This is a genomic window from Achromobacter sp. E1, assembly GCF_037039475.1.
Classification (GTDB): domain Bacteria; phylum Pseudomonadota; class Gammaproteobacteria; order Burkholderiales; family Burkholderiaceae_B; genus Achromobacter; species Achromobacter mucicolens.
Genome location: NZ_CP146253.1, coordinates 2454088 through 2468147 on the forward strand (window position 1 = coordinate 2454088; position 14060 = coordinate 2468147).

Genomic DNA, 14060 nt, shown 5'->3' on the forward strand with positions numbered 1-14060 from the left:
TTACAGCGCTCCAGGTTGCCTATGCTTGGAACCAGGCTCGTGCCGATAGAGCAAGAATTGCTGATTGGATGCGTCACGGATGCCTGGGCATCGATCCGGAACTCGATGGTGCAACTGAGCAAAATGGGTACTACAAGCTTTTCCTCCAGCCCAGGATCGACGCGAGCTATCAGTGGGGCAACATCGTGCTCGAAAGCGTGGTGCCACGCTTTGGCCGGCCGCGTGCGCAACGGGAAGTCGCGATCCTGCTGCCGGGCTGGCAGCCACAGATCAGCGCTTACACGCTTGTCCAGCATGTCGTCTTTGGGTTGATGACGGAAAACGTCGTGGACGACCCCAGCAATGTTCAAGTGCGAAACGGAAACGGCTATCTGCTCTTGGATGCGCACAATCTGTTGGGGAATACGGCGGTTCGCTATTGGCCGAACGGTTTTACGCAGCCCGATCTGATACTGGAGATGACCCACTGATGTCCAACACGGGAAACTGCCACAGCTTCCAGCAGTTGCTGAAGAATCTTGAGAATGACCCGAATTGGCAACGCTTGCCTGACATCCGGATTGCAATGGCACCTCACCAGGCCAGGTTCTCTGATGACCTGTCCGACAGGACGTTGTTTAACGATCGCTATATTGAAAGCCGCATTCTGGTTGGCAAGATGGCCTTTGCACTGCGGTTGACATGCGCCGGTCTTTTGGCATCGCTGATCATCCTTGCGGTGGCCATAACGAATGGCGTGCAGGCCGGTAAAAGCTGGGGAGAAGCCGCTTCACCGTTGTGGGTGATTGCTCTGCTCTCGGTTCTGCTGTTTGTTTTGGCCTATCGGCTCGCCAAGGCCGAACCGGTGTTTGTCCGGTTCAATCGTCAAGCGCAACTTGTCCATGTCTACCGAGGGGAGAACCAGACGGTTTCCGCGCCGTGGCGAGAAGTCCACCCCTTTACCAAATTCAGCGCCTCCGGGGACGGCAAGTTTTCCCTCACCCTGGTATTTCGCGTCGGCCAATCGGATCTGGATGCGGTCTCGGGCGCGTTCGACATCGGCGATGAGTCGGCATTGGTCGATAACCTCGTTCGCCTGGAATTTGTGCGCCGCTACATGGCTGAAGGATTGTCTGCCGTTCAACCCGATCCGGCACGTACGCCACACAAGCCTAGCGGGTTCAGTGCGACGGCGACACGGGAAGAAGGCCTGCTCGATTATCTGATCGAAAAACTGGTGATGCGGCCTGGCTACTATCTGACGGGCGGCTGCTGGGTTGACCGCTATCTGCTCCGTCGCGCGGCAAACATCCGTTGGCCGGCGGAGGTAGAGCGCCTTTGCGCACCGGGCGCCGATTTGAGCTCTTATGACATTACGCCCGTGCAATCGCGCAAGGACGTCTATCACCGCTTCAACGGCTATGGTTTCGATCTGGTCGATATTGCAGGAGAAGTGATCGGCTGAATGGCGCCACGATTTGGCGCAGACCGTTCCTCGGATCCGTCCGGCGCAGAGGGCCGGATATGCATCGCGGCCGAGGAAGCGTTCAGCCCGCCACGATCGGCCGGCGGCCCGGCGCGCTGCGGGCGCCGCGGCCTTGCGCGTCGTAGGTCGAGGCACTGCCGACGCCGACGTTGCGCAGGGCGTCCAGCGACTGCTGGGTATAGCGCAGGTGCACGTCGATCAGGGCGCCATTGCGCATGTTGATTTCGCTGGCGGAGGCCGACTTGGACAGGAGCGCCTGCCAGACGCCGGAGAGCTGCGGATACTGCGCCGCGGCTTGTTCGGTGCCGACGTGGCCCGTGGGCAGGCCGATTTCGGTGAGCAGGGTGTCGCGGGTGTGGCTCAGGTCGACCAATTGCTGCGCGATGCCGCGCTTGCGTTCGGTGATCTGGTTCAGCGCCTCGACGCTGCCCTGGCTGACCAGGACCTCGGTTTCTTCCTCGAGGATCGAGGAGAACTCGGAGACCAGGGTGTCTTCCTGCTTCATGCAGGATTGCAGGGAATCGACGAGGCTCATGACAGACGGCTCTATATAAAGAAAGGGCAGGCTATTTCAGAAGGTCGCGGGCGCTGGCGATCAGGCTGTCGGCGATGCGGCCGGTGTCGATCTTGAGCTGCCCGGATGCGATCGCGGCGCGGATGGCGGCAACGCGCTCGACGTTGATGTCGTTCGAGCCGTCTTGCAGGGCCAGCATCTTGCGCGACGCCGAACTCAGCGCGACTTGCGAGCTGCTCGAGCCGGTGGCGCTGCCGGCGCCATAGGCCTGGCTGACCGCGGACTCGGCGCGTGCACCGACGGCGTCGGCCGCCAGGGGCCGGTTGGTGGTCGAATTGATTTTCAAGGTTTTCTCCGCAGGGCGTCCTGGGTCGGTTTGCGACGGATCCGCCTACTTATGTCTCTGTAACGACAAGGGGCGAAGGAACTTTAGGGTATATACACACCCGCCGCAACGCGATTTGTAACATTATCTAGAGCTGTATTTCCACCAGGGTGGCGTTTCGGACGATACCGCTGACCACTTGACCGCCCGCCGTCTTGACCTGGACCACCGCGCCGGGCGGGGCGTTTTCCAGGGCTTCGCCCTCGCTGCTGACCGTGAATCCCTTGCCTCGCGCGTTGATGCGCACGTTGGTGCCGCGCTGCACCGACTGGGCGTTGCGCAGCGAGGAGCTGCGGATGGGCTGGCCGGCATTGATGCGGAACGCGGCGGTCATGCCGGCCACCGCCTGCGGGTCGGTGATGGCGCCGGGGGGCAGGGCGACCAGATCGCCGTCGCGGGCGTCCAGGTCCGCCGGGGTCAGGGCCTGGCCGGCGGCAATCAGGCGCGAGGCCACGTAATAGTGGCCGGCCACGCTGACGGTCGCCTGCACGTAGGCGGTCCAGCCCTTGGCCGCATTGCAGCGCACGCCGACGGTCATGCGCGAGCGCAGCTTCATGCCGGAAGGCAGAAACGGGGACAAGGTGTCGCAGGGCGCCAGCCGGTCGGTGCGCGGCGGGTCGATGGCAATTGACGCCTGGCCGGGCAGGGAGGCCAGCTGCTCCTGCAGATAGGTCTGGGCCGCCATGACGATCGCTTCCGGCGCCTGGGTGGCCGCGGCCTGGGCCTGGGCGGCGCCCGCCGAGGCCAGAAGCAGGACAGCCAGGCCTGCGCGCGCGTGAAGGAGTCGTGCGGAGATTTTCATGATGGATGAATTGTAGAAGTGGGCAGCGTTCGGCAATACGTGAATTGGATGAGAAATGACGGGTTATTTGGCTGATTGTGTTACCAGTCCGGCCCCTATCATGCCGTCATCCAATGGGATAACGGTGTGTCCGGTGTCCCTCGGTTTATCTGATTTGCAACGTATTCAAGGCGCCACGATGCTCGACAGGCTCAACGAAGATTTCCGGTTCTACCAGCAGGCTCTGGCACTGCGCGCGCAGCGCCAGGAAGTGCTTTCCTCGAACATCGCCAACGCCGACACGCCCAACTACAAGGCGCGCGACATCGACTTCAAGGCGGCGATGCAAGCCGCCATCGAAGGCACGATGCGCCTGCCCGACACGTCGCTCAAGCTGACCTCCGCCCGTCACATTCCGGCCAAGGCCGTGTCGCAGGGCCCGACGGATCTGCTGTACCGCCTGCCGTACCAGCCCAGCATGGACGGCAACACGGTGGACATGGACATCGAGCGCGTGCAGTTCGCCGACAACACGCTGCATTACCAGAGCACGATGCAGCTCATCTCCAACCGCATCCGCGGGCTGCAGACCGCCATTCAGGATTGATCTTTAAAGGGAGCAACAGGCAATGTCCTTGTTGAGCATTTTCGATATCGCCGGCTCGGCGTTGAGCGCGCAGTCGCAGCGCATGAACGTGGCGGCCAGCAACATGGCCAACGCCGACAGCGTGGTGGGCCCGGACGGCCAGCCGTACCGCGCGCGCCAGGTCGTGTTCCAGGTCAACCCCGCCGCGGGTCAGGCGCTGGGCCAGGAGATCGGCGGCGTGCGCGTGGCCGGCGTGGTCCAGGACCAGTCGCCCCTCAAGCAGGTCTACGACCCGAAGCATCCCCTGGCCGACGCCCAGGGCTACGTCAGCATGCCCAACGTCGATCCGGTGGCCGAAACGGTCAACATGATCGCGGCATCGCGGTCTTATCAGGCCAACGTCGAAGTGCTCAACACCGCCAAGGCGTTGATGCAGAAGACGCTCACCATCGGCCAGTCCTAATTTCCAGCCAGAGTGTATCCATGACCACCGTCGATCAATCCACGAGCACCACGGCCATGGGCCTGGCGCAAACCGGCGCCAACAGCGCGAGCACCGCGCAGGGCCTGCAGGACCAGTTCCTGAAGCTGCTGGTCACGCAGCTCAAGAACCAGGATCCGCTGAACCCGATGCAGAACGCGGAGCTGACGTCGCAACTGGCGCAGATCTCCACGGTGGAAGGCATCACCAACCTGAAGAACACCATGCTGGCCATCAGCGGCCAGATCGACGTGTCCCAGTCGATGAACGCCGTGTCGATGATCGGCAAGGGCGTCCTGATCCCGGGCACGAAGGTCAAGGTCGGCGTGGACAGCGCCAACCCGGCGGACCGCGTGGTCACGCCCTACGGCCTGGACCTGCAGGGCGACGCCGCCAAGGTGCAGGTTCGCATTTCCGATTCGAACGGCGCGGTGGTTCGCACCATCGAGCTGGGCGAACAGAAGACCGGCGTGTACACGCTGGAATGGGACGGCAAGAACGACGCCGGGGTGGCGCTGGAAGCGGGCGCCTACAACGTGTCCGTGCTGGCCACCGACGCGGAAGGCGCGAAGGTGAATACGGAAGTGCTGAGCTACGGCAACGTCAAGAGCGTGGCGTACTCCACCAACGGCCTGCGACTGGATCTTGGCCTGGACGGCCAGACCAGCATGCTGGACGTGCGCAAGGTGATCGGCGCCTGAACGGGCGGATATGAATCGGTGCCGGCGCACGGGCGACGGCTTTTCCACTAAAGATTAGCGAGAGTAAACATGGGCTTCGGACAAGGATTGAGCGGCTTGAACGCCGCTGCGCAGAACCTGGACGTCATCGGCAACAACATCGCCAACTCGGGCACCGTCGGCTTCAAGTCGGCGACTGCATCGTTCGCTGACGTCTACGCCAGCTCGCGCGTGGGCCTGGGCGTCAAGGTCGCGGCCATCAACCAGCGCTTCACCGTTGGCGCGGTGACGGGCGGCGGCGGCGAATACGACATCGCCATCGATGGCGCCAAGGGCATGTTCCGCGTGACCGACCAGAGCGGCTCGGTCATGTACACGCGCAACGGCGAGTTCCTCGTCGACAAGAACAACTTCATCGTGAACGCCCAAGGCTACCGCCTGACCGGCTACCCCGCGGGCGCGATCGGCGCGAACCCGGTCGAACTGCAACTGCCGACCGCCAACGTGGCGCCGCAGGCCACCAGCACCGCCACCACCGTGGCCAACCTGGACGCCAACGCCAAGGTCATCTACCAGGTCGACACCGTGACGTCGCCGGCCGTTCCCGGTTCGGTCACGCTGGGCGGCACTGCCTACACGTTCACCAAGGCCGCCGGCGGCGCGCTGACGTGGACCCCGGCCAACCCGCCCGCCGCCACGTACGGCACGGCGCCGAACACCGTCACGATCGACGGCACGGGTCAGGTTACCGCTGGCGCGCTGGAAGACATCCCCGGCTTCGTGGACTACACCGCCGCCGTCACGGAAATCGGCAAACCGTTCGATCCGAAGATCTCCAGCACCTACACGAACGCCTCGCCCATGACGGTGTTCGACTCCCTGGGCAACTCGCACCAGGTCATGCAGTACTTCGTCAAGCGTGAAGCCGCGGCCGGCACCAGCGTGTACGACGTGTACTACACGATGGACGGCCAGGCCATGGCGCCCACGACGGAAGCCGGCGGCGTGTGGGGCAACCCCCAGCAGTTCACGTTCAACAACGCCGGCACGCTGACCAGCGCGCCGATCGTGAACCTGTCGTTCGCCCAGCCTGGCGGCACCGCCACCCCGGCCGATCCGCTGAACATCGCGGTCAACTACACCGGCACGACGCAGTACGGCAGCAACTACAAGCTGGTCGCCAAGCCCGACGGCTACACGTCCGGCGAATTCAGCGGCATCAACATCAGCAGCGACGGCAGCCTGGTCGCCAGCTACACCAACGGCGAAACCCAGGTCGTCGGCACGCTCGTCCTGGCCGACTTCTCGAACCTGCAGGGCCTGCAGCCCGTGGGCAACAACGCCTGGAAGGAAACGGCGGCCTCCGGCCAGCCGATCCTGGGGCAGCCCGGCACCAACAGCATGTCGACGGTGGTGGGCCAGGCAACGGAAGCTTCCAACGTGGACATGAGCCGCGAACTGGTCAACATGATCATTGCCCAGCGCACTTACCAGGCCAATTCGCAGACCATCAAGACTCAGGACGAAATCATGCAAGTCCTGATGAACCTGAAGTAATGCCCGCTGGGCAAGTGACGACACCGACGACACCCACGGAATAGGCAATGGATCGAATCATCTACACCGCCATGAATGGCGCAGCGCGGATCACGGAGCACCAGGCCGCGCTCTCCAACAACATGGCCAACGTGAACACGACGGGCTTTCGCGAGCAGATCGCGCTGTACCGGTCGGTTCCGGTGACGGACGGGGTGAGCCTGCCTACGCGTGTTTCGACGGTGGCGTCCACGCCCGGCAACAGCTTTCAGATGGGCACCATGCAGACCACGGGCCGCGACCTGGACGTGGCGCTGTCCAGCGAAGCCGGCTGGATCGCGGTGCAGACCCCGCAGGGCGAAGCCTATACGCGCGCCGGCAGCCTGCAGGTGGGCATCAACGGCCTGTTGCAGACGTCGCTGGGCCAGCCGGTCCTGTCGGACCAGGGCGGTCCCATCGACGTGCCCGACCAGGCCGCGCTGACCATCACGTCCGACGGCACGATCACGGCGCTGGGCGCCGGCGACGCGCCGAACAACATCCTGAACCTGGGCCGGCTCAAGCTCGTCAATCCGGACAACAAGCAGCTGGTGCACGGCGACGACGGTGTCTTCCGCATGGCGCCGGTCAATGGCCAGCCCGCGCCGCCGCTGCCTGCCGATCCCGGCCTGCGCCTGTTGTCGGGCGTGCTGGAAGGCAGCAACACCAATCCGATGGCGTCGATGGTGGGCATGATCGAAAACGCCCGCCGCTTCGAGCAGCAGATGCAGGTGATTCAGCAGTCGGACCGCAATGCGGAACGCGCCAACGGCATTCTGTCCGTAAGCGCCTGATTTAAATAAACATTTTGTTCGCGGCCAAGCCGCGGCACCGGAGTTTCTCATCATGATGCGTTCGCTGTGGATCGCCAAGACGGGCCTGGAAGGTCAGCAGACCTCCATGGACGTGATTTCCAACAACTTGGCCAACGTCTCTACCAATGGGTTCAAGCGCGGCCGTGCCGTGTTCCAGGACCTGATGTACCAGACGCTGCGCCAGCCCGGCGCCCAGGTGGGCGACGCCACGCAACTGCCGTCCGGCCTGCAACTGGGCACCGGTGCACGTGTGGCCGCGACCGAGCGCATCCACTCGACCGGCAACCTGAACAACACGGGCAGCGAAATGGACGTGGCCATCAACGGCCGCGGCTTTCTGCCGGTGGAATTGCCCGACGGCACGCAGGCCTACACCCGTGACGGCGCCCTGCAGCGCGACCAGAACGGCCAGCTCGTGACCGTCAGCGGCTACGTCATCCAGCCGCCGATCAACGTGCCGGACAACGCGCTGTCCATCACCATCGGCAACGACGGCATGGTGTCGGTGACGCAACCCGGCGCGGCCGGCGTGAACGTGCAGATCGGCCAGCTGCAGATCGCCACCTTCATCAACCCGACCGGCCTGCAAAGCATCGGCGAAAACCTGTACCTGGAAACCGACTCGTCGGGCCCGGCGAACCTGCTTCAGCCCGGTGTGGACGGCGCGGGCTCGATCATGCAAAAGTATGTCGAGACCTCCAACGTCAACGTCGCCGAGGAACTGGTCAACATGATCACGACGCAACGCGCCTACGAAATGAACAGCAAGGCCGTCAAGACGTCGGACGAAATGCTGGCCCGCCTGACCCAACTGTGATGCCCATGTCTGTCCTGCGCCTGGTATTTGCGTCTGCGCTGGCTCTGCTGGCGGCTGGCTGCGCCATCATCCCGCCCGAGCCCATCGTGACCGGGCCGACGACGGCGGCGCCGCCGCCGCCGCCGATGCCGATGGCGCAGCCCACGGGCTCGATCTACCAGCCCACGACATACGGCAATTACCCGTTGTTCGAAGACCGCCGGCCGCGCAATGTGGGCGACATCGTCACCATCGTCTTGAACGAGCGCACCAATGCGTCCAAGAACGTGGCGACGAACACCAACCGCACCGGCTCGGCCACCCTGGGCATTGCCGCCGCGCCGTCCTTCATGGACAGCTGGGCGAACGCCAACCTGAACACGGAAGCCAACGGCGGTAACGTGTCGCAGGGCAAGGGCGACAGCAGCGCCAACAACGCCTTCACCGGCACCATCACGACCACGGTGGTGGGCGTGATGTCCAACGGCAACCTGCAGGTTGCCGGCGAAAAGCAGATCGCCATCAACCGCGGCAGCGAATACGTGCGCTTTGCCGGCGTGGTCGATCCGCGCTCCATCACGGGCACGAACACCGTGTCGTCCACGCAAGTGGCCGATGCGCGCATCGAATACCGCAGCAAGGGCGTCATGGACGAAGTCCAGACCATGGGCTGGCTGCAACGCTTCTTCCTGATCGCCTCGCCGTTCTAAATCATGAAACAACCGACTCCGATATCCACCTTGCTGTCCCTGTTGGCGCGGGTGTGCGTGGCCGTCGGCCTGGCCGCGGGCGCCGGCGCGGCGCACGCCGAACGGCTCAAGGATCTGGCAAGCATCCAGGGCGTGCGCGGCAACCAGCTGATCGGCTACGGCCTGGTCGTGGGCCTGGACGGCAGCGGCGACCAGGTGCGCCAGACGCCCTTCACGCAGCAGAGCCTGACGAACATGCTGTCGCAGCTGGGCATCACGGTGCCCGCCGGCAGCAACATGCAGTTGAAGAACGTGGCGGCCGTCATGGTCACGACCACCTTGCCGGCGTTTGCGCGGCCCGGCCAGACGCTGGACGTGGTGGTGTCCTCGATGGGCAACGCCAAGAGCCTGCGCGGCGGCACGCTGCTGATGACGCCGCTCAAGGGCGCGGACAGCCAGGTCTACGCCATTGCCCAGGGCAACATCCTGGTCGGCGGCGCGGGCGCCTCCGCGGGCGGCTCCAGCGTGCAGATCAACCAGCTGAACGGCGGCCGCATCAGCGCGGGCGCCATCGTCGAGCGCGGCGTGCCCACCACGTTCACGCGCGACGGCTACGTGCATGTCGAACTGAACAACACGGACTTCGGCACGGCGCAGAACGTGGCCACCGCCCTGAACCGCAGGTTCGGGCAGGGCACGGCCACCGCGCTGGACGGCCGCGTGATCCAGGTGCGCACGCCCATGGAGCAGGGCTCGCAAGCCCGCTTCCTGTCGCAGATGGAAGACCTGCAGGTCACCCGCGCGCCCACGGTCGCCAAGGTCATCATCAACGCCCGCACGGGCTCGGTTGTCATGAACCGCACGGTCATGATCGAAGAGGCCGCCGTCGCGCACGGCAACCTGTCGGTCATCATCAACCGCCAGAACGAAGTGGTTCAACCGGACACGCCGTTCACGCAAGGCCAGACGGTGGTGGTGCCCAATACCCAGATCGAAGTGCGCCAGGACAACGGTTCGCTGCAGCGCGTCAGCACCAGCGCCAACCTGGCCGACGTGGTCAAGGGCCTGAACGCCCTGGGCGCGACGCCGCAGGACCTGCTGGCCATCCTGCAGGCGATGAAGAGCGCGGGCGCGCTGCGCGCCGAACTTGAAATCATCTGACGGACATGGCTTACACCAACGACGCGGCAGGCGCCAGCACCCGGCAGGATTCGGTCTTCGACATGGGCCGCCTGTCGGACCTGAAGCGCGACGTCAAGAAAGACCCCGCCGGCACCGAGCAGCAAAAGCAGGTCGCCAAGCAGTTCGAGGCGCTGTTCCTGCAGATGATGGTCAAGCGCATGCGCGAGGCCACCCCGAAAGAGGGGCTGTTCGACTCCCAGCAGACGCAGATGCTGCAATCCATGGCGGATGAGCAGTTGGCGCTGCACCTGGCCTCGCCCGGCATCGGCCTTTCGCAGGCCATCCTGGCGCAGATGCAGCAGGGCACGCCCGGCGAGATGTCCGACGAAGCGATCAAGCGCATCGGACAGGGCGGCGACCTGGACTTCCAGACGGGCGGATCGCGTGAAGTGTCTGCATTGCTGAACGTGATGCGCAACAACCGTCCGGCTGACCGTGCGCTGGCCGCGGCGGAAGGCGCGCCCGGGCATGTGGTCGATTTTGTCTCCAAGATGTCGCGCGCGGCCAACCTGGCGTCGCAGCAAAGCGGCGTGCCGGCCCGCCTCATCATGGGCCAGGCGGCCCTGGAATCCGGCTGGGGCAAGCGCGAGATCAAGCACGCCGACGGCAGCACCAGCTTCAACCTGTTCGGCATCAAGGCCGGTCCCAGCTGGAAGGGCAAGGTCGTCAATGTGCTGACCACCGAATACGAAGACGGCGTTGCCCGCAAGGTGACGCAGCCGTTCCGGGCCTACTCGTCGTACGAGGAATCCTTCGCCGACTACGCCCGCCTGATCGGCAACAGCCCGCGCTACGAAAGCGTGACGACGGCCCGAAACGAGATCGAGGCGGCGCGCCGGATCCAGGACGCCGGTTACGCGACGGACCCGCGTTACGCCCAGAAGCTCATCGGCATCATGGGCCAGCTGCGGGGCGCGGCATCCAACGTGGAAAATTCGCGCCGGATGCTGGAAGGACTCTAAATTTGGGTGAGCTCCTGCCGTAAACGGGGTATCCAGAGATAACAGCTGCGGTTACATACGGGGCATTGTCAGCATGAATTTGTACAAAACGGCACTGGGCGGGTTGAACGCGGCGCAAGCGGGCCTGGCGACCACCGGCCACAACATCAACAATGCCACCACGGTCGGCTACAACCGCCAGCGCGTCATGACCTCGACCGCGGGCGCCCAGGCGACCGCCAACGGCTACATCGGCCGCGGCGTCCAGGTCGACACCGTCGTGCGCAGCTACGACAGCTTCCTGTACAAGCAGCTCGTCGGCGCGAACGGCAGCGGCGCCCAGCTCCAGGCGCAGCTTGACCAGGTTTCGCAGATCAACAACCTGTTCTCCGACCGCACCGTGGGCATCGCCCCGGGTCTGACCAATTTCTTCACCAGCATGAACACGGTGGCCAGCAAGCCGGCGGATCCCGCCGCGCGCGCCGACCTGCTTGGCCAGGCCAACAGCCTGACGACGCAGATCCGCTCGGCCTACTCGGAAATGCAGAAGCAGCGTGAAGGCCTGAACTCGCAGATCAGCACCACGGTCGACCAGGTCAACAGCTACCTGACCCGCATCGACGACCTGAACCAGCAGATCTCGCTGGCGGCCGGCAAGGCCGGCGGCAGCCCCCCCAACGACCTGCTCGACCAGCGCGACCAGGCCGTCATGGAACTGAACCAGCTTATCGGCATCACGACCTACGAGCAGGGCGACAAGATCAGCATCTCGCTCACGAAGGGCGGGCAGTCGCTGCTGTCGGGCAACACCCTCTACCCGCTGCAGGCCGTGCCGTCCGCTTCGGACGCGGGCCGCACGGTCATTGCCTACACGCTGCCCGCGGGCACCGGCAAGACCATCGCGGTCGAGATGAACGACACCGAAATCTCCGGCGGCAAGCTGGGCGGCCTGTTGCAGTTCCGCGCCTCGTCGCTGGACGTCATGCAGAACCAGCTTGGCCAGATGGCCGTCGGCCTGGCGCTGTCGTTCAACGAGCAGCACAAGCAGGGTCTGGACCAGGGCGGAAATCCGGGCACGGACTTTTTCAGTATCGGTTCGCCGCAGAGCGTGCCCAATACGGCAAACAAGAGCAACGCGCAGATCTCGGGCGAATTCACCGACTTGGCAAACGTCAATGCCAAGGACTACGAGATCTCGTTCGACGGCACCAATTACCAGGTCGTGCGCATGCCGGAAGGCTCGCAGGTCTACAACGGCCCGGCCACCGGCACGCCGCCCACCGCCACGCTGAATCTCGAAAGCGAGATGGGCGTGACGCTGACCATCAATGCGCCGCCCCAGGCCGGCGACAAGTGGTCGCTGTCGCCCACGCGTAACGCGGCCCGCGACATCAACGTGCTGATCACCGATCCCGACAAGGTTGCCGCGGCGGATCTGGACGGGGGCGATGCCAACGGCAAGAACGCCTTGAAGCTGGCGCAGCTGCAGACCAGCAAGGTGCTGAGCCACGGCACGATGAGCATCAACGACATGTTTGCGCAGGTCGTGAACACGGTCGGCGTGCAGACGCAGCAGATCAAGACCGCCGCCACGGCGCAGGTCAACCTGATCAAGCAGACGACGGCCGCGCAGCAGGCGGTGTCGGGCGTGAACCTGAACGAAGAATACGTAAGCCTGTCGCTGTACCAGGAGCAATACCAGGCCAGCGCCCGCATCATCGATGTGGCGAGCACCATTTTTGACACGCTGTTGGGCCTGCGCGGCTGATCAGAACGTTGACTGTGAATACTAGAAAGCATTTCGGAGCTGCACCATGCGTCTGAGCACCACGATGATGTACACGAACGGCCTGAGCGGCGTTCTCGCCCAGGAATCCGACATGAATCGCCTGGTGGAACAGGTTGGCAGCGGCCGCAAGTTCCTCACCCCCGCGGACGATCCGCTGGCGGCTTCCCTGTCGATCGGCGTCGCGCAGACGCAGAGCATGAACACGACGTACGGCCTGAACCGCAACACGGCCAAGACCAATCTTGGCCAGGAAGCCAACGTCCTGGACTCGATCACCACCGCGCTGCAGGACGTGCGAACGCGCGTCGTGCAGGCCGGTAACGGCACGTTTGCCGACAGCGACCGCCAGGCGCTGTCCACGGCGCTCAAGAGCGCCCGCGACGCGCTGCTGGGCCTTGCCAACAGCACCGACGGCAACGGCCAGTACCTGTTCTCGGGCTATGAAGGCAGCGTGGTGCCTTACGCCCAGGACGCGACCGGCAAGATCGTCTACAGCGGCGCCACCGGCGAGCGCACCGTGCAGGTCGACCAGTCGCGCCAGTTGTCCACCAGCGACCTGGGCAGCGACGTATTCAATCGCGCCAATCCGGGTTCGACCGCGTACGTAAGCACGGCATCGCCGGCCAACGGCGGCACCGCGCAGTTCAGCACGGTCTCGGTCACGCCGGGCAGCCCCAACATCGGCAAGAATTTCAGCCTGCAGTTCGAATCGGACCCCGCCACGGGCAACATGGGCTACCGCGTCATCACGACCGACCCGTCCGCCACCCCGCCCGTGCCGCCGGTGATCACGCCCGCGCCGCCGGCCGGTCCCACGGAATACAAGGAAGGCGCCAGCATCGACTTCGGCGGCGTCGCCGTGGTGGTCAAAGGCACGCCGCAAAATGGCGACGTGATCGATGTCGAGAGCATTCAATCGGCCGATGTGGATCTGTTCAACACCCTGGACAACCTCATCAAGGTCCTGGATTCGCCCATCGCGGGCGATGAAAAGGCGCTGGCGCGTCTGAACAACGAACTGGCGACGGCGAACAAGAAACTCGCGACCAACTACGACAACGTCCTGACCGTGGGCGCGTCGGTGGGCGCCCGCCTGAACGAGCTGGAGGCGCTGGACGCCACCGGCACGCAAAAGGGCCTGTCGTACTCGAAGTCGCTGTCGGATCTGGAAGACCTGGACTACTACGCGGGCGCCAGCCAGCTCGCGCTGCGCCAGGTGGCCTTGCAGGCGGCTTCGGCTGCTTTCATGACCATTCAGGGTTCCAGCCTGTTCAGCCGCAAGTGATGCGGTAGGTTTCAGCGCGGCGCGGCGTGTCCGCACCGCGACAGGCGCACTTTTCGGACGCTGCCGGCCAAGGGCCGGGGCGTCCGTAGTGCGTAT

General features: G+C 64.5%; 16 protein-coding genes. 13 read left to right on the top strand and 3 right to left on the bottom strand.

Annotated features, from left to right (window positions below; all coding sequences use genetic code 11):
• Positions 1-68 precede the first annotated feature (68 nt).
• Together V6V88_RS11190 and V6V88_RS11195 are read left to right on the top strand one after the other, a co-directional pair.
• A complete protein-coding gene (locus V6V88_RS11190; RefSeq protein WP_338619277.1) occupies positions 69-470 on the top strand; it encodes a hypothetical protein in 402 nt (133 codons plus the stop codon).
• Positions 470-1444, top strand: a complete 975-nt coding sequence (locus tag V6V88_RS11195) for a DUF6708 domain-containing protein (RefSeq protein ID WP_062840915.1) — start codon at positions 470-472, stop codon at positions 1442-1444. The genes V6V88_RS11190 and V6V88_RS11195 overlap by 1 nt, the downstream gene beginning before the upstream one ends.
• Before the next feature lie 82 nt (positions 1445-1526).
• On the opposite strand, the gene V6V88_RS11200 is transcribed toward V6V88_RS11195, so the two are convergent.
• The 3 genes from V6V88_RS11200 to flgA all read right to left on the bottom strand — a co-directional run bounded on the left by V6V88_RS11200 (position 1527) and on the right by flgA (position 3166).
• Positions 1527-2000 (bottom strand): flagellar protein FlgN, encoded by a 474-nt coding sequence (locus V6V88_RS11200; protein WP_223575363.1) that lies wholly within the window; start codon positions 1998-2000, stop codon positions 1527-1529.
• Between the two features lie 31 nt (positions 2001-2031).
• A complete protein-coding gene (gene flgM, locus V6V88_RS11205) occupies positions 2032-2325 on the bottom strand; it encodes a flagellar biosynthesis anti-sigma factor FlgM (RefSeq protein WP_056316603.1) in 294 nt (97 codons plus the stop codon).
• Between the two features lie 127 nt (positions 2326-2452).
• Positions 2453-3166 (bottom strand): flagellar basal body P-ring formation chaperone FlgA, encoded by a 714-nt coding sequence (flgA, locus tag V6V88_RS11210; protein WP_056318671.1) that lies wholly within the window; start codon positions 3164-3166, stop codon positions 2453-2455.
• Between the two features lie 178 nt (positions 3167-3344).
• On the opposite strand from flgA, the gene flgB reads away from it, so the two are divergent.
• The 11 genes from flgB to flgL all read left to right on the top strand — a co-directional run bounded on the left by flgB (position 3345) and on the right by flgL (position 13964).
• Positions 3345-3752, top strand: coding sequence for a flagellar basal body rod protein FlgB (gene flgB / locus V6V88_RS11215; protein ID WP_056316606.1), 408 nt, complete (start codon positions 3345-3347; stop codon positions 3750-3752).
• Positions 3753-3774: 22 nt separating this feature from the next.
• On the top strand, positions 3775-4194 hold the full coding sequence (gene flgC, locus V6V88_RS11220) for a flagellar basal body rod protein FlgC (RefSeq protein ID WP_056316609.1): 420 nt from the start codon (positions 3775-3777) through the stop codon (positions 4192-4194).
• 20 nt (positions 4195-4214) lie between these two features.
• Positions 4215-4913 (top strand): flagellar hook capping FlgD N-terminal domain-containing protein, encoded by a 699-nt coding sequence (locus V6V88_RS11225; protein ID WP_062840918.1) that lies wholly within the window; start codon positions 4215-4217, stop codon positions 4911-4913.
• 69 nt (positions 4914-4982) lie between these two features.
• Positions 4983-6449, top strand: coding sequence for a flagellar hook-basal body complex protein (locus V6V88_RS11230; RefSeq protein ID WP_338619278.1), 1467 nt, complete (start codon positions 4983-4985; stop codon positions 6447-6449).
• 47 nt (positions 6450-6496) lie between these two features.
• Positions 6497-7261: a flagellar basal body rod protein FlgF gene (locus V6V88_RS11235; RefSeq protein ID WP_056316617.1), complete on the top strand. Its 765-nt coding sequence runs from the start codon at positions 6497-6499 to the stop codon at positions 7259-7261.
• Positions 7262-7313: 52 nt separating this feature from the next.
• Positions 7314-8099, top strand: a complete 786-nt coding sequence (gene flgG / locus V6V88_RS11240) for a flagellar basal-body rod protein FlgG (RefSeq protein ID WP_056316620.1) — start codon at positions 7314-7316, stop codon at positions 8097-8099.
• Positions 8099-8788 carry a flagellar basal body L-ring protein FlgH gene (locus tag V6V88_RS11245; RefSeq protein WP_056316623.1) on the top strand — a complete coding sequence of 230 codons (690 nt, stop codon included), beginning with the start codon at positions 8099-8101 and terminating at the stop codon, positions 8786-8788. Before flgG ends, V6V88_RS11245 begins: the two co-directional genes overlap by 1 nt.
• Positions 8789-8791: 3 nt before the next feature.
• Positions 8792-9928 (top strand): flagellar basal body P-ring protein FlgI, encoded by a 1137-nt coding sequence (locus V6V88_RS11250; RefSeq protein WP_056316626.1) that lies wholly within the window; start codon positions 8792-8794, stop codon positions 9926-9928.
• Positions 9929-9933: 5 nt separating this feature from the next.
• Positions 9934-10911: a flagellar assembly peptidoglycan hydrolase FlgJ gene (flgJ, locus tag V6V88_RS11255; RefSeq protein WP_223575365.1), complete on the top strand. Its 978-nt coding sequence runs from the start codon at positions 9934-9936 to the stop codon at positions 10909-10911.
• A gap of 73 nt (positions 10912-10984) precedes the next feature.
• Positions 10985-12658, top strand: coding sequence for a flagellar hook-associated protein FlgK (gene flgK, locus V6V88_RS11260; protein ID WP_056316633.1), 1674 nt, complete (start codon positions 10985-10987; stop codon positions 12656-12658).
• Between the two features lie 46 nt (positions 12659-12704).
• A complete protein-coding gene (gene flgL / locus V6V88_RS11265; RefSeq protein WP_062840922.1) occupies positions 12705-13964 on the top strand; it encodes a flagellar hook-associated protein FlgL in 1260 nt (419 codons plus the stop codon).
• The last annotated feature ends 96 nt before the right edge of the window (positions 13965-14060 follow it).